The 18,630-nt window shown below is 41.4% G+C and carries 13 protein-coding genes and 1 pseudogene; 6 read left to right on the top strand and 8 right to left on the bottom strand.

Features of this window, described 5'->3' with window-relative positions:
- Positions 1 to 38: 38 nt before the first annotated feature.
- Positions 39 to 662 (bottom strand): RNA polymerase sigma factor, encoded by a 624-nt coding sequence (locus NXV01_RS05670; RefSeq protein WP_254883863.1) that lies wholly within the window; start codon positions 660 to 662, stop codon positions 39 to 41.
- 190 nt (positions 663 to 852) lie between these two features.
- On the opposite strand from NXV01_RS05670, the gene NXV01_RS05665 reads away from it, so the two are divergent.
- A complete protein-coding gene (locus NXV01_RS05665) occupies positions 853 to 1,263 on the top strand; it encodes a PaaI family thioesterase (RefSeq protein ID WP_148364233.1) in 411 nt (136 codons plus the stop codon).
- A gap of 13 nt (positions 1,264 to 1,276) precedes the next feature.
- Here NXV01_RS05665 and NXV01_RS05660 read toward each other — a convergent pair whose 3' ends face one another.
- Positions 1,277 to 2,152, bottom strand: coding sequence for a DUF3108 domain-containing protein (locus NXV01_RS05660; protein ID WP_148364234.1), 876 nt, complete (start codon positions 2,150 to 2,152; stop codon positions 1,277 to 1,279).
- Positions 2,097 to 4,013 (bottom strand): Ig-like domain-containing protein, encoded by a 1,917-nt coding sequence (locus NXV01_RS05655; RefSeq protein WP_234131669.1) that lies wholly within the window; start codon positions 4,011 to 4,013, stop codon positions 2,097 to 2,099. Before NXV01_RS05655 ends, NXV01_RS05660 begins: the two co-directional genes overlap by 56 nt.
- Before the next feature lie 338 nt (positions 4,014 to 4,351).
- Between NXV01_RS05655 and NXV01_RS05650 the strand changes: the two genes are divergently transcribed.
- Positions 4,352 to 4,963 (top strand): DNA-binding protein, encoded by a 612-nt coding sequence (locus NXV01_RS05650; RefSeq protein ID WP_259021886.1) that lies wholly within the window; start codon positions 4,352 to 4,354, stop codon positions 4,961 to 4,963.
- A gap of 121 nt (positions 4,964 to 5,084) precedes the next feature.
- Here NXV01_RS05650 and NXV01_RS05645 read toward each other — a convergent pair whose 3' ends face one another.
- Complete coding sequence (locus NXV01_RS05645) at positions 5,085 to 6,005, bottom strand: Rpn family recombination-promoting nuclease/putative transposase (protein WP_259021885.1); 921 nt, start codon at positions 6,003 to 6,005, stop codon at positions 5,085 to 5,087.
- Positions 6,006 to 6,460: 455 nt separating this feature from the next.
- Between NXV01_RS05645 and NXV01_RS05640 the strand changes: the two genes are divergently transcribed.
- From NXV01_RS05640 to NXV01_RS05625, 4 genes are all read left to right on the top strand, one after another.
- Positions 6,461 to 6,832, top strand: coding sequence for a transposase (locus NXV01_RS05640; protein WP_259021647.1), 372 nt, complete (start codon positions 6,461 to 6,463; stop codon positions 6,830 to 6,832).
- Positions 6,833 to 6,872: 40 nt separating this feature from the next.
- On the top strand, positions 6,873 to 7,808 hold the full coding sequence (locus NXV01_RS05635; protein WP_259021648.1) for a transposase: 936 nt from the start codon (positions 6,873 to 6,875) through the stop codon (positions 7,806 to 7,808).
- Between the two features lie 128 nt (positions 7,809 to 7,936).
- Positions 7,937 to 8,281: a hypothetical protein gene (locus NXV01_RS05630; RefSeq protein ID WP_259021884.1), complete on the top strand. Its 345-nt coding sequence runs from the start codon at positions 7,937 to 7,939 to the stop codon at positions 8,279 to 8,281.
- Positions 8,282 to 8,609: 328 nt separating this feature from the next.
- Positions 8,610 to 9,077: an HU family DNA-binding protein gene (locus NXV01_RS05625; protein ID WP_195648958.1), complete on the top strand. Its 468-nt coding sequence runs from the start codon at positions 8,610 to 8,612 to the stop codon at positions 9,075 to 9,077.
- Positions 9,078 to 9,173: 96 nt separating this feature from the next.
- On the opposite strand, the gene NXV01_RS05620 is transcribed toward NXV01_RS05625, so the two are convergent.
- From NXV01_RS05620 to NXV01_RS05605, 4 genes and pseudogenes are all read right to left on the bottom strand, one after another.
- Positions 9,174 to 10,829, bottom strand: a complete 1,656-nt coding sequence (locus NXV01_RS05620) for a RagB/SusD family nutrient uptake outer membrane protein (RefSeq protein WP_259021880.1) — start codon at positions 10,827 to 10,829, stop codon at positions 9,174 to 9,176.
- Between the two features lie 8 nt (positions 10,830 to 10,837).
- The gene (locus NXV01_RS05615) at positions 10,838 to 13,609 is read right to left on the bottom strand and encodes a SusC/RagA family TonB-linked outer membrane protein (protein WP_195648960.1); all 2,772 of its coding nucleotides are present in this window, start codon (positions 13,607 to 13,609) and stop codon (positions 10,838 to 10,840) included.
- A 27-nt stretch (positions 13,610 to 13,636) separates the two neighbouring features.
- A pseudogene (locus NXV01_RS05610) lies at positions 13,637 to 15,434 on the bottom strand (RagB/SusD family nutrient uptake outer membrane protein).
- Between the two features lie 11 nt (positions 15,435 to 15,445).
- The gene (locus NXV01_RS05605; RefSeq protein ID WP_259023433.1) at positions 15,446 to 18,571 is read right to left on the bottom strand and encodes a TonB-dependent receptor; all 3,126 of its coding nucleotides are present in this window, start codon (positions 18,569 to 18,571) and stop codon (positions 15,446 to 15,448) included.
- Between the last annotated feature and the right edge of the window lie 59 nt (positions 18,572 to 18,630).

Below are 18,630 nucleotides of genomic sequence, written 5' to 3'. Positions count from 1 at the left end.
AATCAATACAATATAGCAGAAATAAATATTTGCCAGATTCAGAAAGATAATACCATCTTAATAATAAAAAGTTGCCATATACTTAGAAGATGTTCATCTTGCCCGATTAGAGAACGCAGTTTTGTTAACGCACGATTCGCCAGATTCATAGATGATTGCACATTTATATCCATAACATCTGCTATTTCTTTATAAGACAAATCTTTCACATAACGTAGATAAAGAACCGACTTCTGATTGGTAGACAATTGGGACATTGCATCCAGCAACCTGCGAGCTAATAACATATCATCGTCATTCTTAGGAAACAATTGCTCAAATAAATCTTCATTCTCAGGAATATGAAAAGCTACATCATCCAATGATTCCTCTTCCTTTTGAGAGGATAGTTTATAAATAAGATTATTTCTTAAAGCTCTCAATAAATAAGAGCGGACAGTGATATTGGCAGTGTTTATGTTAGTATTTTGGTATATATTCACAAAAAGGTCTTGAATGCAGTCCTTTACCAATTCTTTATTGGGATTACACTTCAATCCATAGTTCAACAAAAGAGAATAGTACTTTTGATAAAGTAGTTCCAAGGCCTTTTGATCACCTTTAATTAAAAGGCTCCACAAAGACAGATCATCTATTTTACCAGAAGGAGGTATGCTTTCCATTTTCTACAAGACGATTGGTTGAGCACAAAAATAATATAAATTTATGTATGTCTTATATTCCAGCGATCTAAATTTGAAAGAAAAAGAAAGCCTGATTGCTATCTCCTAATTACAAATATATACAAATCTTCCTTGCAAATACACAAAATAAATTGATACATTTGCAGAATAAACCTCAAAAGCAACTATCATGACCCCACAAGAATTCTTTAAAAATGATTTATTTGCCGAAAACGCAGGAGTAGTACTGCTGGAAGTACGCAAAGGATACAGTAAAGCCAAGTTAGAAATAAAACCCGAACATCTGAATGCAGGCGCCCGTACACAAGGAGGAGCCATTTTCACATTAGCGGACCTGGCACTGGCCGCAGCAGCCAACTCGCACGGTACACTAGCTTTCTCTCTCTCGTCCAGCATCACTTTTCTACGCGCAAGCGGACCTGGCGACACCCTTTTTGCCGAAGCACGCGAACGCTACATCGGTCGAAGTACAGGCTGCTATCAGGTAGATGTAACGAACCAGAACGGAGACTTGATTGCCACTTTTGAATCCAGCGTATTCCGGAAAGACCAGAAAGTGCCTTTCGAAGTTCAGGAATAAAAAATCTCTTTATCTATTTAACGATAGAAGTCAGCGGATGCCGGTTGCCGGTCACATTATTCAAGAATGCTTTTGCCGAACCGAAATTCAGGAACAAATCCAGACGGACAGGAAGATGGTTCAAATCGTCCGTTACGAAGAAAGTAATCACTTCCTTCTCTTTCCCTTTCTTATCATATTCAACTAATGAGAAAATCAGGCAACGATAAGTCACTCCATTTTCTGCTTTTACATTTTCTTTACCGCGATAAATAAGCGTCTGTTCTTCCACTTTACGTCCCGTAGCCATCGGAAATTTAATCTTGTCTCCCACCTTATAATCAGCAGGGTCGTAAGAACGTGCCTGTCCTAAGATGCTTAACATATCGTATATACAACGGCTATCGCTAGCTTCAGATTCATCAAACGCTCCATCCCGGTAAGTACGCTTCTGATTTACCAGACAAAGACCATTCTTATAAGAAAACCAAGCCTCATCGACCGTGTAACGTTTTCCCTCTTCGGCACCTTTACGGAAATAGCGCGGCTCCAGTTTTTCTCCAATCACACAAGTCAGCGTATCGCGCATCTTGAAAAAGAAGTCCGCCCGTTTACTGCCCAAAGCAAGCAGGTTAATCCGGTAGGCTGGTTGTGAATGATAAGTAGTCGCATTCGTCGTCAAACTGGCAAGTCCGGCTTTCACCCAGACAAACTTCCAGTTAAAGTATAAATCATACATTACGTGTTCGCCGGATTGAAACGCATCATTCTTCGCTTCACATTGAGCACTGGCAGGAAGGGCGAAAGCTCCCATCAGTAAGGCCACTAATCCGATAATAAAATTGCGTCGAACGCTAACGACGGCGGTTCTGACTATTTCGTTCCCGATCCTTTTTCTTCTTGTCTTCATCTGGTTTTTGTTTTTTAAGTTCATCCAGCTTTTGCTTATCCAGCGGAACTGCATGAATATCCCAACTTTGTTCTAGATCCCAGTTGGCTTTCGGCTCTAAAATCTGATTATAATAATACACCTCTTCGGGCTGCACCCCTTTTTCAAAATTGCCGGTATCCCATTCACCGTTTCCATTCCGGTCGTTAATCAACCGGGCGGAGTACTTACCGGGATTTAAGTAATAAAAGTCGACATAACCTCCCTCCTCTACTCTTCTTCGGCGCACCACTTTATCCTGCGCATCCAACAGTTCAACGAAAGCATTAGGTTCCGCTCCCGTCACCACAAACGTGATTTTGGCATATTCTTCCAAACTACGCACCTTGAACCCTTGTTTTATTTTGTCTGTAAACAGTCCGTATATACCATGGAACGCAGTCGAATCTACCGAAAATTCATATTCCAGCGTCGGCTCCCAATCATAATACAGATTAAACCTCTTTAGATTCACAGAGTCCTGTTCAAAGTCGAATGGTATATCTTTCCAAAGCGTATCTACCTTTTGCCGCAGATGGATGGCCGCAGTATCAAAACTGGCTATCGGTTCTTCAAAACTCAAAGAGATAGAACCATATACATCCATTGACGAAGGAGCCCCGACATTTACCGGCAAGAATTTTGTCGGTTCGGGTTCATCCTCTTCACCTTTCTTTTTCTTCTTTTTCTTTTTGTCCTTATCCGGCTCCTCTTTCTTATATTTTTGCTTCGAAACGAGGTTGAGCGTATCTGTACGGGGCACTAACTGATTCAATGTATCCGTATAAAGATAAGTCAGGCTCATAGCCAGCGTATCTTGTTTAAAGAGCAGGGAGTCTTTTACCCAATAATGGATGGTGTCATTCCGCTGATTCTTTTCGATAACAAAAGCATCCTTTTCATCGAAGTTCAAGCCTTTCAATACAGGCAAAGTATCGGCTTTACCGGCAAAGTAGAACGTGAATTTCTGCGGAACCAGTCTTTCCGACTTGATAAGATATTGCGAATAGTTGAGTTCTTTAAAGGCACGGAGGATGACATCATCCGGCAAATAATGCATATATTTCTTCTCAACAATCGTGTCGTAAGTCAATGAATCGACCCAAGCCGTATCCATGCGGACACGTTCTTCCATACGAGGGATAATCAACGAATCGTGGAAAGCAATCATCTCGCTCTTCTGATTAAAAGTAAAGTTCTGGTCGGCATCCATCAAACCGTAGATACGATACTTACCGGGAGCTATACCCCGGATAGAGAAACGGCCACGGCTGTCTGTACGTGCCACACGGTCGAAAGGCAATTTATTGAAAGCCGAATCGTTCAGGTTGGAATGCAGTCCGACGAGCATACCTTTAATCGGTTCCAGATTAGAAGCATCGAGCATTGTTCCCGACACCTCCATCGTATCGATCTCCGTACCGGTAGAGAACGTAAATGCAAAATTCCCTAGCGGATTACCTTCATTATTATCGACAATCGCATCCGAGAAGTCAATCGTGTAGGTAGTATTGGGCTTCAAAGAGTCGAGCAGGTTCACTTGTATTCTCTTGCCGGAAGCCTTTATCTCCGGTTGCTGTATCTGGGGAGGAGAAACAACGACTTTCTCGGTTGCTTTCTCCAACTTAATAAACTCATCAAATACCAAAGAAATTTTAGTCCTTTCATTATTCAGAGCACCCGCAGCAGGAGTACTACCGATGAAACGGGGTGGCGTCTCATCATAAGGGCCTCCGTCCGGCCGTCCAATACTGGCGCAGGAATATAACATAACTCCCAGCGTTACTACCGGAAGCACCTTGCGAACTATTTGCTTTATCTTTTGATTCTCAAATTGTAACATGCTGCAAAAATAAGGGTTCTTATTCAATAAACACCACACTTTCTAGCTAATTTATTAAAAAAGGAAAGGGTGACATAAGGTAATAAACAATATTTGCGACGTTTTTATTTCTTTCTCACTAATATAATTAGTTTTGTTAGCTAAAAAGATTACCTTTGTTACTTAATATTTTTTTCGTTCCACTATAGTGTTCCGCAAAGAACACTATAGTTTCCCTTGCGGAGCACTATAGTGGGACGAAAGAGAAACTATAGTGGAACGAAATAAAAGTAGCAAGTGAAATAAATCCGGATAGGCAAACGGATTTATCAATGTACCTACACAAAATAAATACGAATATGAGCATACATTATGACCTTTATGACACGCCTGACATTCAACAAACAGGCGACGCACAACCGCTTCATCCTCGCGTGGTGTTCAAAGGAACCGTCGACCAGGAAGAATTTCTAGACCGTGTACACAAATTCACAGGAATAAGCCGCAGTTTACTGGCAGGTGCTATGCAGTCTTTCCAAAACGAGTTGAGAGATCTGATTGCCAACGGATGGATTGTGGAACTGGGAGATATCGGATATTTTTCAGTGTCTTTAAAGGGGCCTCGTGTAATGAAGAAAAAAGATGTACACGCACAATCTATTGAGCTGAAGAATGTCAATTTCCGGGTAGGCAGCCAGTTTAAGAAAGAAGTAGGCCAACAAATGAGGCTGGAACGTGGAGAATCGATGACTCGTCACCACGGAAAAGGGCACAGCGAAGAAGAATGCTTGACAATAATCAACGAATATCTGAACAAATATCCCTGCCTGACCCGTACCGACTATTGCCGATTGACAGGACACGACAAAAAACGTGCTTTGAAAGAACTGAATGCTTTTATCGAACGTGGACTCTTAATCCGTTATGGAACAGGCAAACAGGTGGTTTATGCAAAGAAAATAGAAGGATGAATTTAGAATCATTTAATGGAATTAGCAAAAATCCTGCACTAAACAAAAAAACAATTGTTCAGTGCAGGATTCTTTATATATACTCATAATAATAGGCAACCTCAATAGTAAAAGCAAGTAACTAGAGTTGCTCTATCTCTTCCGACGACAGACCAGTAACTTCCATAATAGTACCAACAGGAATATTGAGAGATTTTAGTTTACGGGCAGTAACCATTTTTTCTTGTTCGATTCCTTGTTCAATTCCTTGTTCAATCCCTTGTTCAATCCCTTGTCTAAATCCAAGTTGTCGTCCTTCTTCTTGTCCTTCTAACTTAGCAGTGCTCAATACATCATTCTGTATCATAACTGCATCTATATGACGATCATATGCTAGTTTTTCAGCTATATCCATATTATAATAAACCAGTTTCTTACGAGCCTCTTCAAGTCCGGGAGCCTTTGTATCGGGACGTATACATCCTGTCTTCAGATATTCAATCCATTCTTCCAGAGGAGTAACAGCCACTTTATTAAACTCATTCACACGGATAAGAAAGTATTCGGGAAAGATTTCAGCAGGCAACTTACGAACGATAACTCCCTGTTCTTTAGTGGTAACTTTTAGATGATCGCCCGTATGTACTCCCAGGAATGTATTCTGCCCATGATAAAGATAGTCACTCCCCTGTCCTATGTCAAAATAAAGGATGCTGATAGAATATACCTTCTTCACATTAGAGTAGATTTCGCCCAAATCAATATGCTCTGTTATAGTTTTAGCTACTCCATAAAGAATTCGTTCCAGATAATAAAGTTCACGAGTATTCTGAACCTCAACAAGAATAATTTCATCTTTGCTATTACGGGCTTTAATATCTACACGATTAAATTTATCATCTTCCCGTTGCTGATTCCCTTCGCTTTCAAGAATTTCAATAATATGAATATTCTCGCCTAGTAATACTGTAAGAAAACCTTCGAGCACACCAAAGTTTGCCTTATTGCGTAAAAGCCTTTTGATTGCCCAATCAAAACGAATATATTTATCTTTCTGTTCCATTAGAATACGTTTTTAGCAAAGGTAAGCATTATATTGGTAAAAAGAGATAAAATTCAGCTAAAAGTATTATATATAGCCATTTATCCATGATAATGAATCACATATATATAAACCTTTATTAATTCAGAACTATCTATGAAATTATAAAACAAGATTACTTGCTTTATAGATATTTATTGCTACTTTTGTAGCGGTTTCCTTTTACAAGTTAAAAGGAGCTTTTATTTTATATTGAGAACGATTATTTATTGCATTCAACCATAAATTCGGCAAAAATTTACCGCGAATGGCAATAAGTGATGTCAGGTCTCGCGCACACTTCTGTATATAATTTGTTTATATACCCAATGGGCGTGGGACTATCACTTATGTCGCGGAGGGTCTTTGCCGAGCCTATGGTTGGCGGATCAGTTGTAATTCTTGGGGGATTTGGTTAAAATGCTTATTTTTGCATTATGAAAACGAACTCTAAAACTCCACTTCTTCCGGCTGATATTTTAAGCCTATTTCTGCCTTCCGGTATCCTTGAGTACTTCACCGTTGTTGATAGCCTTTCTCAAGAGACCTGCTTTATTCTCTTTTTAGAAGAAACCCCGGTTATTCCTTCTGAACTGTCCCATTTATCCCTTCATTCGAAAGGCTTTTTTCCTGAGATAGAAGTTCAGGATTTTCCTATTCGCGGCAAAGCCGTTTACTTGCGTATCAAACGTCGTCGTTGGGAAGATCCTTCAACCGGTCAGACTTATAGTCGTGACTGGAATTTAGTAGCCACCGGTACTCGCATCACAGCTGAGTTCGGTGCTTTTTTAAAAGAATTACTTAGATAATCATGCCGTTAGCTGTCAAAGTCTGGCCGAGCATTACTGCATGGACGGCAAACAGCTTCAAAATCAATATAAGGACCATTTGAGTGATTATCAGAGTTGGAATCAAAAAGAGCATGCCCAAGACCATATTCTTTACCCTAAAAATATAGGTTATAATCTATGTATCGATGAGACGGCGCTAAGTAAAGGTGAACTTTATACCATCTTACTCAACAGGGATAAACGAGGCCGTAAAGGTTCAATCATTGCCGTAGTCCAAGGAACAAAGGCCGAAGATATTATAGCTATCTTAATGAAGATTCCTAAAGAACAACGTAATCAGGTCAAAGAAATCACATTGGATATGGCAGGAAGTATGCAGAAGATTGCTAAAACTTGTTTTCCACGCGCCATGCAGGTTATCGATAGATTTCATGTCCAGAAACTCGTATACGAAGCCGTACAGGAGTTGCGTATTACTTATCGGTGGCAGGTAATGAAAGATGAGAACAAGGCAATAAAAGCTGCAAAGGAACAAGGAGTAGCTTATGAACCGGAGACTTTTAAAAATGGAGACACGCTTAGGCAGTTACTAGCAAGAAGTAGATATTTACTATTTAAAGCACCTGATAAATGGACTAAAAGCCAGAAGATTAGAGCTGAAATATTATTCAAACAATTTGATGATATCAAGCAGGTGTATTATTATTCTTTACACTTGGGAAAGATATTTTCCACAAACTATGATAAAGATGTAGCAAGAGCTAAATTAGCTTTATGGTATAGTAAAATAGAAGAGTATGGCTATGAAACGTTTGCAACCGTAGCAAACTCTATTGAGAATCATTATGAAAGGATATTAAACTTCTTTGTCAACAGAAGTACCAATGCGGCAGCTGAAGCTTTTAATGCGAAAATAAAAGCTTTCAGAGCCTCCTTCAGAGGAGTCGCAGATATGAGATTCTTCCTCTTTAGATTAGCTAAAGTATATGCATAGCAGAAATTAAGAATGGGTAATCCCCCAAGATTTCCAACTGAGCCTGGTTGGCATACAGTGGTAGTTTTCCACGCTCTCTTTTTTAACCGCGCACCACAGGGAAATGATGCGACAAACATAACAAAGATATGTACGACGACCTGAAAGAAAACATTATTCTATTAATGCAGCACCCTATCGCGCGCCGCCCCATCTCCAACTTATCAGATGAAGAACGAGAAAAAGCATCCGACCTGTTGAACTATCTTTCAACTTTATCCGTTGACGAAAACTATACCTTATTAGATTACATCCAAATGGCACGTCTTGAATATGCACTTGGAGAACTTGAGTATAGAACAACAAATGATGCCGAAAAAGTGATCCGCCATTTTAGAACCGCCCTTCAATACTTGGAGAAAGGAGGGTTCGACTTAAGCATCAATAAGTGGACAGAGTTAGTCAGTCTGCGGACCAAAGAAGATACGGAATAATTCAGATTCATAACCCTTCCTATTATATAAGAAGATAGTAAACAGAAAGATTGCTTGTGAAAGTAGCCCTTCTGCTCTATCTTCGAAGAGGATGCCTTCCCTACCCCTGATACCCCAATATCTCAATCGGCATCCTCTTCTTTTATCTTTCTATTAGATCTCTTTTTTTACATAAAATCCCCAATACAGCAGTATTCTACTTATTAATTAATTTATGAACGCACAATTCTTTTTTAGCTTGGCCATGAATTTCGGAAACCATACCTTTGCGTCGTGATCACAAAACAACAATAAAACAGATTAACTAACTATTAAAAAAAGAAAGATTATGGCACTAAAGTATGTTGTCAAGAAAAGAGTTTTCGGTTTTGACAAAACAAAGACTGAAAAGTATGTAGCACAGAATGTAATTACCAATACGGTAAATTTCAGAGACTTATGCAAGGAAGTATCCATGTTCGGTATGATTCCGGAAGGTGCAGTGAAACACGTGATTGATGCACTGATTGACACATTAAACACAAACCTTAACAAAGGACTATCTGTACAATTAGGTGATTTCGGATGTTTCCGTCCGGGTATGAGTTGCAAAAGTCAGAAGGAAGAAAAAGATGTGGATGCCGATACTGTACGACGAGTGAAAATTATATTTACTCCAGGATATAAATTTAAGGATATGCTGGATAATGTAAGTATTTACAAAACAGAAGGAAACGGCGGCAGCACCTCTTCCGGAAATGGAGGGGGAAATCCAGATGAAGGCGGTAGCGGTGAGGCTCCGGATCCCGCAGCATAAAACTGGAACAAGGGACCACACATAGAAAAGAACTTCTTTCCATAAAAATGAACCCTAAAAGTTTTTGTCTAACTTTTAGGGTTCGCTTATTCATAGTTACCAGCCTGTATTTTGACCTAAATTAGGATTCTTATAATATTCAGTCTGCGGTATAGGATATAAGTACATCTTATCATCCCAGTTACGTGTTTCAAGCAATTCCTTCTTATAAACGGGCAAGCCGTTTTCCATGGTAATCTTGATGCAGTAAATAGCTTCGGTTTTATCGCCGATCTTCCAACGGCGGATGTCCCAGAACCTATGGTCTTCGAACGCAAGTTCCACTCGTCTTTCACGACGGACACTTTCCGTAAACGCATCGCCGCTTGTTGTAATGGCAGGCATATCGGCAGCAGCACGCACCTGATTCAGTGCCGTACGTGCAGACAACGGATGATCATTATCCGTATAATCGGCGTCTTTCCAAGCATCCATTGCTTCCGCATAGTTCAAGAGAATTTCCGCATAACGGAATATAATAAAATGATGCGGTTTCTTTTTCTCATTGGAAGGAGCTAGAGAGACAGTCTCATTCATATACTTCTTCAAATAATAACCTGTGGTAGTTGCTCCAGCTGTTCCGGCACCGTCTTTTCCTCCTTCATAAGACTGGATAGTCGAGTTCATCCATGTATCACCGTTGCAAAGTACTGTTTTATAAAATCTCGGGTCCCTGCCTTCATACGGATTCTGCCCCGGCGCAATCTGTTCCCAATCAAAGTCTTTTCCATTGGTCATTTGGAAAGCATCCACCAAATTCTGGGTGGGCACGTTACCCGTTTTACCCTTTTCATAACTGATAGGTAAATTGTTTGCTTCAAAATCAAAGCTTTCCCCATTTCTACGTTCAAAAATTAATTGCGGAGATTTCAACACATCGTTCCCACCATTCTTGTCATACAGAGGATCAGCATTCGTCTTCGGCAAGCTGTACCAGTTCTCTTTTATGATAGCATAAGCCGCATCGGCAGCCGCTTTCCATTTATCAGCATCCCGGGCGGGATTATGCAACAAACTCGCCGCGTAAAGAAGAGCGCGGGATTTCAATGCCAACGCTGTGCCTTTGGTCACACGTCCCGTCTCCGCCCAAAAGTCTTGATGACTGACAGGCAGTGTCTTGGCCGCGTCACTACATTCGTCGCAGATATATTTTATCACTTCATTGAAAGAAGTCTTTTCCACATCGTTGATTTCATCCAATGCATATGTACGTGTCAAGAGCGGAATATCACCGTATCGTTTAGCCAGTTCGAACAGATAGAAAGCCCGCAGCACCCGTAATTCTTCACGATACATAGTAGCCTTGGCAATGTCTTCTTCATACGTGTCATTCCAGCGGAAGCGCTCCAGTCTTTCCTGTGAATAGTTTTCAAGAAATGAATTGACAGAACGGATAGCTCCATAGCACTTCGACCACATATTATCAACTGCATTGTTGGGGCTCCAGGCATTGTTATAAAAGTCATGAACACTATTATCACTCCAGACATAAACAGAATTATCCGTCGCAGACTCCCTCAAAGCCCCGTCAAGCACTCCGAGATCTCCGGGCAACTGGCTATAAACATAGGTAGCCAAACCTTTCACATTGCTAAAGTAGGAATAGGCCTCTTCTCTGTCCAAGCCTGTCGATTCGTCCAGTTCGAGCAAGCTACACCCCGATACGGATAGCAGCAAACCTGTATATAGTATGATATATTTTCTCATGGTCATCTCACATTTTAGAAGTTAATATTCAACCCGAAATAAACGGAAGTCATATCCGGATAATTGATGTTCAAATCCTCACAATTCATATACTTCACATGATCGAGCGAAAAAAGATTATTAGCTCTCGCATATACCTGAATCTTCTCCATTCTCATTTTCTTCACCCAAGAAGAAGGAAGGTTATAGTAGACATTCAGGTTACGAAGTTTGAAATAGCTCCCGTTCTCCAACCACTGTGTACTGTTTCTGAAGTTATTGGCATTATCCAGCGTGGTCAGGCGGGGAACATTTGCGATATCTTTCGTTTCTTCCGTCCAGCGGATTCTGTCGTTCAGATACCAGCTGGAAATATTCGTGTTGTTCCTCAACGGCCAATATACGCTAGCAGTATTCAACATCACGCTATAATGGCCTACTCCTTGAAACAAAGCATCCACACCGAAACCTTTATATTCAAATCCCAAGTTAATGCCATAATAAATCTCCGGTATGGCAGTGGAATATCCTATCGCCTTCTGGTCATTGTTGTCAATCACGTTATCACCATTCAAATCCCTGTACTTGACATCACCTGGACGTACTTCCGAGAATTTCTGTACCGGACTGCTCTTAATGTCCGCCTCATCTCTGAAATAACCGATAGCCTCCCAGCCAAAACATTGCCCGACAGGGTAACCTTTTTTAGACAAATAGCCATACGGCTGATATCCCTCACCATTTTCTATGACTTTACTTTTGGCATAGGAGAAGTTGGCTCCGATATAGTAGTTGAAGTCCTTATATTCCTTTTTCCACATAGCAGAGAGCTCCGTTCCTTTTGTTTCCACTTTCCCTGCATTCATTTTGGGAATAGTAACGCCGATTGCAGATGAAATCAGCCCACTTCCGTCAATCAGGATATTGGTACGCTTGTCATAAAAGCCGTCAATAGAAAAAGTCAGTCCCTTGAACAGGCTCATATCCAAACCGATATTATATTTATCCGCAACTTCCAGATCCAATTGTTCCATTGCAAGCACTCCTTCCTTCAGACTGCTCCCGGCAGAAGTATTTCCGGCCTGAAAATAGTAAGAACCGCTTCCTATCCAATATTGCTTATCCATGTCATAATCATAAATATCATATCCGGAACGTCCGTAAGAAGCGCGAAGTTTCAGATAATCGAAAGCGGAAATTCCTTTCATGAAATTCTCGTTCGAAAGTATCCAGGCGGCAGATATGGCGGGATATGCACGATACTTGTCGTTCTTCCCCAACACGCTGCTGCCAAAACAGTTGGCTACGATATCCACCATATAACGGTTGTCAAAATTATAACCTGCAGTTCCGATGATGTATTGGCGGTAACGACTATTATTAGCTCCTGTCAATGTCATTGATTCCTGACGGAACATAGCACTGGCCGTAAAATCATGCTTATCCCATGTCCGGTGATAATTGACCTTCGCTTCAAAATTGGCATGTATGTATTGATTGGCCAATCCTTTGTTGCTGATTTCCAGTTCATCGTTAGGGTTACCGTAATTTGTGTAAACCGGCTCTCCGTCTGTACCTTTTTCAATGGTCTGGTACATAAAACTTTTCTTGGCTGTTTCCTGATAGGTCGCATTATTATCATAAGCAATAGCGAGTTCCGCACTCAACCCGCGTGTCAATACAGACAAGTCCTGCACCAACCGCAAGTCCGCCTGCAACATACGCTGATTCAGTTTATAATAACCTACGTCCGCCAGATTGGCTATCGGGTTTGTTTTCAGCACATTATTACTACCCCAGAACCCATTCTTTGTCTGCACGGGGAATGCAGCGGACGGGGTGTTGAAAATCTGCTCAAACAAAGTCGCTTCCGATGTAGTGGGACGCTTGCTCTCTCGCAGCATACCGAGCATACTCAATTTCAATTTCGTCGCGTCTGTGATATCCACATCCAGATTCATGCGAAGATTGAGGAAGTATTTCTTCATCTGGGAGTTATAACGATCTGTATAATCGGTATACTTGCTATTCAGCAGTCCCATATCATTTTTGTAATTGAGGACACTGAAATAACGAAGCCGCTTGCCACCTCCGCGGAAAGTGATGTCCAGTTGATGACTGGTCGTATGATTGCGTAACGCTTCTTTCTGCCAGTCCACATTCGGATAAAGATCGCTATTGGCTCCGGACAGGAAAGAGGCTTCATCCATATCCGGTTGCAAGCCATCATATCTCAATGCTTCATTACGGGCCTTGGCATAGGTATAAGCATCGGCAAATTCCGGCTGATCGACAGGCAAGCCTAAACCGAACTTGTAGTCTACTTTTATATCTTTCTTGTTATATATACCACGTTTGGTAGTTATCAATACTACTCCGTTAGCACCTCTGCCTCCCCAGAGAGCAGTAGCAGCACCGTCTTTCAAAACGGATATCGATTCTATCTCCGAAAGGTTGATATATTCGAGAGGGCGTGCAAAACCATCTACTACAAATAAAGGCGTATCTCCATTCAAAGAACCGCGCCCCCGCACGTTGAGACGAGATTTATCTGTGCCCCAACTAGTGTTCTGCATCACACTCAATCCCGGCAATAGACCATAAATGGCATTATAAGGACTAGTGGTGGCATTTTTATCTAATTCATCCGAATAAATGGTAGATACAGCCTGTGTCTTCCGTAATTCGGTTGTCGTCTGCGTGCCCAGATCGATTACCTTATCTTGTCCTTCATTATTTTGCGCTATACCCGTAGTGGCAAATGCCAACGAGAAAGCTACGATATAAAGTGATTTATTCATAATCATTCTTCTTATTATTCAACGATTTGATTATTACCAACCCGGATTCTGAATCAATCCATATTTCTTGTTTATCTCATCTACAGGCAGAGGTAACAGGAAATACTTGTCATTCCACTTTTCGGGTTTCGCATACTGGCGTGTTTCCGCCATTGCATGAGATACGGTATAAGAAAAGCCGCTTGGCTCACCGGCCGCTTTTTTAATAATCAGACGTGACAATTGTCCGGTAAATATATCTGAGCGTTTCCAACGTACCAGATCGAAATAACGTACTTCTTCATAGCCGAATTCAATGGCTCTTTCGCGTAATATCGCTTCACGCAACGGTTTGCCGGCCGGAACATCTGTTGCCGATATCGCAGGCATACCTGCACGCAGTCTGGTTTTATTCAAATAATCATAAGCTGTATTGCCAAACTCATCACGGACTTCCGCCTTATTCAGTTCGTTCATCGCTTCGGCCATATTCAGATAAACCTCCGGAAGGCGAATCAACGGGCAAGAATAAAACTTACCATTCACTTCGTCATTGAAGTTCCGTATGAATTTTCTCATAGCAACCCCATTGTAGCTCATTCGTCCGTCTTTATAAGGCGCTTGGGTGGCTCCTTCGTAAATCTGCACTTTCTGGGCGCCCTTAAACTTATCTCCATTCACAGCAACCGTTTCATACAAGCGGATATCTCTTCTGGGGTTTCCGTCCTTATCAAAGAAGGGGAATTTATTATGATCCGGATTGTTCCAGTCGAATTCTGTTCCGTCTTTCATCTGAAACATATCGACATAGGTCAATGTAGGAGAAGCGACCCCGTAACGTACTTGGGCAAACGGAAGCTTTCCCGTAGCATAGGTGGTGAATCTTCTGGAAGAAATCAAGACTTCACCGTTATGGCGATTGAAATATCCTGCTGCAAAATCATCGCGAGGATTACCTGTATTCACCAGCTGATAAGCGTCCGAGTTCTTTTTATTAGCCCGCATAAATTCTAATCCGGCATCCAACGCCTTTTGCCACCTGTCTGGTGAATAGTTGCCATACCAAGTAAGGAATTGAGACGAAGCATCTCCTTCCAAATAGGGTTTATCAGCATTAAATAAAGGACTCGCCACAAATTGAAGCACTCTGGACTTTAACGCTAAAGCAGAAGCAGCCGTCATGCGCCCGTCATTATCTGCATCAACCTGCCAAGGTAGTACAGAGGCTGCCGCATCCAGTAGTCCAACGATCTTCTGTACAGTTTCCTCCACTGTCATACGGGGAAATTTCATCGCATCTTCTGCCGTATATGCATGGTCTATCCACGGCATGCCACCATAATAACGGAGCATTTGAGAATAATGATAGGCAATGATTACTTGCGCTTCCGCTTTTCCTATCGCTTTCTCATCCGCAGTCATATCCGGCACTCTATCCACATTTTCAATGTAGATGTAGGCTCTCCGGATACCATAAATCGGTCCTACTCCTATTGTAGCACTGGCAACATCCAACCGGTATGGAAGATGTTCCAGATATGTATTTGTTCCGTCCACCGTCCCTGTATAAAATTTAGGTGCCCCCTTTTTCGTCCAGTCACCCAGATCGGTAAGCATCTCCAAAACGCCATATCCCAGACGTCCTTGCATCGGCAGATAATCCGGTAAAGAATGATAAGTTTCCGCCAACGCCTGCTCAGCATATACCTTTTTTGTTAAAAACAGAATCAATATTCTGTTCGTTACTTATCGGCTTATCCAGAAATTTCTCTCCAAATTTAAGGTCTTCACACCCTATCAGTGTCAATGCAAAGAGAGAAAGACAGCCTATATACTTTTTATAGTTTTTCATTGTCAGCACTATTAAAAGGTTAGATTAATACCTAAATTATATATTTTAATGATAGGGTAAGAATCCGCATTATTCGGATTACATTCAGGGTCCATGATGTCAAACTTATCAAAGGTTAACAGATTATAACCGGTCAGTTTTATACCTAACTGCTGAATACCCAGCTTCTTTAACATCTTCTTATCTGTGAAGTTATATCCTATCGTCACATTCTTCAGCTTCAAATAAGAACCGTCTCGCACCCACAAAGAGGAGGAACGCATATTATAGACTGCATTTGTCTCGGTAAACCGCGGTGTAGTAGCTGTGTTTGCAGTTTCCGGCGTCCAGCGCGTATCTGCATGAAACTGCATCAAACCACGGATTTTACCATTTCCAAAAGGTTCTCTGAAAGCCCCGTCCAGCAACAAAGAGCGCTGTGCAGCACCAGTCCAGCTCATTGTCAGGAAAAAGCCTTTGTAATTAATACCATAATTCAATCCGAATGTATAGGCCGGACGAGTCGGGTTTCCAATAATAGTCTGGTCGTCGGAAGTAATTTCCTCATCACCGTTCAAATCCCGGTATTTCACATCACCCGGCTTCACAGACACACCCGGATCGGGCAGACCTGCCAACAGTTTGCCGTTCTCCCCGAAGTCCGCCTCTGTATAAAAACCGTCCGCCACATATCCGAAAAGCGTTCCGACCGGATTTCCTGTCCGCCACATATAAGGCTCATTAGGCTCAACCTCGTCTTGAAAAATAATCTTATTCTTTGAATAGGAAACATTTGCCTGAACATTATACTGAACCTGCCCGATCTTGTCATTCCACCTCACTTCTACTTCATATCCATGGTTTTTCACTTTACCCATATTTACGGCAGGTAGAATGGATGAAGTCAGCCCCGTTAATAAAGGTATTGTCTTACGATTGATAAGAATATCCTTACGTTCTTCGAGGAAATAATCCAAAGAGATTTTCAGACGGCTCTTCAAGAAATGAACGTCCAATCCATAGTTCTGTTTCAGCGCAGTTTCCCAAGTCACGTTCGGATTGCCCAGACGCTTCTCCAATGCACCCAGAATTAACGCCTTGCTGTTATAACCAAAGTTGAATCCATACTTATTGTTATTCCATCCATCTACTCCGCTCAGATTCACATCGTAAGAATCCGGCAGGAACAAGAAGCGGTTATTTCCAAGATTGTCATTTCCGACCAAGCCGACAGAAGCACGGAATTTCAGATAATCAACCACCTTCTGTTTTTTCATAAAAGCCTCTTCCGACAGAATATAACCGATAGAACCGGCAGGAAACGCACCGAATCTCTTACCCGGAGCAAAATTCTCAGAACCATTATAACCGAAGTTAACTTCTGCCATATAGCGGGATTTGTAATCATATGTCAGACGCCCTACAAAACCGATGTAAGCAGACGGTACTCCCACCCATTGGGTGGGATAGTATTTCTTGCTCTGATTGTATAAGAACAATCCCCCGACATTATGAAAACCAAATTTACGGTTATATCTCAGACTTGCTTCCAGATACCAGTCTCGTGCCCGCGAAGAAGTTTCCTCATATTGCAAGCTCTTGTTCTCTCCTTTGATCTTATAAACAATATTCTTGTTGAAATCCGGCGAATCATAACCAAGCGACGGGTCTTCCAAAGAAGACTGATAGAAAGGCATAAATTGTTCCACTTGCCCTTTACGCTTTTTGGTAAAGCCATAACTCGTATTATAAGCACCTTTTATTTCCGCCGACAGCCCTTTGGTTATGAAGTCCAACTTCTGATTCAACAGAAGGTCCAGATTCATCGTATTATTAATAGCAGTTGAGTAACCCGTCCCATAACACTTAGGCAAAGCACTGTTGCCCAGATTAATTTTATTATCAAAACGTTCTTCGGGAGTAACTATGAGTTGTCCGTCAATTACACCCGGACTGCTGAACGGAGTTGTCTGATTAATCAGTGTCCAGATCGAATTAGTCGCATCATTAATCATCGGCTCATTCCGGTTACCTACAATGCCACCGATACCAATCTTCAACGTGGTAGTCTTAGTTACATTAAAGTCTAAATTCGCGCGATAATTGTATCTTTTGTATTTATAATTGTTATCATACCCCACTCCTTCAAACTGTTTCAGCAAGCCATTCTGATATAAGAAACCTAAAGATATAAAGTAACGTATATCTTTTGTTCCTCCGGAAATATTCAGGTTATGCTGTGTTTGCACAGACGTTTTATTTAGCAAATACTTTCTCCAGTCGATACTGGGATACATAACAGGTTCATCATTCAACCTGAACCGTTCAATTGCATAATTATCAAAAACCAAATCATTTTCGGTAGCATTTGGTTTATCATTCGTTATAATCTCGTTCCTCAAAGTAGCATACGTATAGCTGTCTGCCATTTCAAGCATGCGGGTAGGCATCTGGATACCAACCGAAGAATTCACGGAGATTTTCGCTTTGCCTTCCTTACCACGGCGTGTAGTCACCAAAATTACACCATTTGCACCACGCACACCGAACACGGCAGTAGCAGAAGCGTCTTTCAAAACCGTCACGCTCTCTATTTCATTCGGGTCCATTTGATAAAATGAACGTTCTATACCATCCACTAAAATCAAAGGAGAGGAAGCGCTTTCTGTCAAAGACCCCACTCCGCGAATAAACACCTTAGGGTCTTCCTGCCCCGGCTGACCGCTAGTCTGGACGGATGAGAGTCCTGTAATCTGACCCGCCAGCGAATTGGCCACACTTGCATTTGGCGAACGTATCAGCGCCTCATTGTTTACAGCAGAAATAGCGCCTGTCAGAGTTTCTTTCTTTTGTGTACCATAGGCCACAACTGTAACTTCCTGAAGTTCATTTGCCGTTTCTTTTAAAATAATTTTCAGTTGTTTGCGACCATTTAATGGCACTTCTTGAGGTTCATATCCCATGAACGAAATCTGCAGAACTGCCTTTTGAAGATTGCCTACTTTTAAATGGAAAACACCATTCATGTCGGTAATAGCACCGTTAGCCGTGCCTTTTTCTTTTACATTAGCACCAATCACCTCTAAGTTAGATTCATCCAATACAGTTCCCGTCACTGTATTTTGCGCCCATACCAAGAGCGAACAACACATAAGCATTAACGTACTGATGCACCTTTTGCATCTTTTTAGTCTCGTCAGTTTGTTCATAATAATAA

The organism is Bacteroides sp. BFG-606 (genome assembly GCF_024788145.1).
Classification (GTDB): domain Bacteria; phylum Bacteroidota; class Bacteroidia; order Bacteroidales; family Bacteroidaceae; genus Bacteroides; species Bacteroides vicugnae.
This window is presented reverse-complemented; position numbering and strand designations above follow the sequence as displayed.

Bases quoted from the DNA above. Each gene is read 5' to 3' on its own strand.
- NXV01_RS05670 (WP_254883863.1), bottom strand. From the start codon at position 662: ATGGAAAGCATACCTCCTTCTGGTAAAATAGATGATCTGTCTTTGTGG.
- NXV01_RS05665 (WP_148364233.1), top strand. From the start codon at position 853: ATGACCCCACAAGAATTCTTTAAAAATGATTTATTTGCCGAAAACGCA.
- NXV01_RS05660 (WP_148364234.1), bottom strand. From the start codon at position 2,152: ATGAAGACAAGAAGAAAAAGGATCGGGAACGAAATAGTCAGAACCGCC.
- NXV01_RS05655 (WP_234131669.1), bottom strand. From the start codon at position 4,013: ATGTTACAATTTGAGAATCAAAAGATAAAGCAAATAGTTCGCAAGGTG.
- NXV01_RS05650 (WP_259021886.1), top strand. From the start codon at position 4,352: ATGAGCATACATTATGACCTTTATGACACGCCTGACATTCAACAAACA.
- NXV01_RS05645 (WP_259021885.1), bottom strand. From the start codon at position 6,005: ATGGAACAGAAAGATAAATATATTCGTTTTGATTGGGCAATCAAAAGG.
- NXV01_RS05640 (WP_259021647.1), top strand. From the start codon at position 6,461: ATGAAAACGAACTCTAAAACTCCACTTCTTCCGGCTGATATTTTAAGC.
- NXV01_RS05635 (WP_259021648.1), top strand. From the start codon at position 6,873: ATGGACGGCAAACAGCTTCAAAATCAATATAAGGACCATTTGAGTGAT.
- NXV01_RS05630 (WP_259021884.1), top strand. From the start codon at position 7,937: ATGTACGACGACCTGAAAGAAAACATTATTCTATTAATGCAGCACCCT.
- NXV01_RS05625 (WP_195648958.1), top strand. From the start codon at position 8,610: ATGGCACTAAAGTATGTTGTCAAGAAAAGAGTTTTCGGTTTTGACAAA.
- NXV01_RS05620 (WP_259021880.1), bottom strand. From the start codon at position 10,829: ATGACCATGAGAAAATATATCATACTATATACAGGTTTGCTGCTATCC.
- NXV01_RS05615 (WP_195648960.1), bottom strand. From the start codon at position 13,609: ATGATTATGAATAAATCACTTTATATCGTAGCTTTCTCGTTGGCATTT.
- NXV01_RS05605 (WP_259023433.1), bottom strand. From the start codon at position 18,571: ATGCTTATGTGTTGTTCGCTCTTGGTATGGGCGCAAAATACAGTGACG.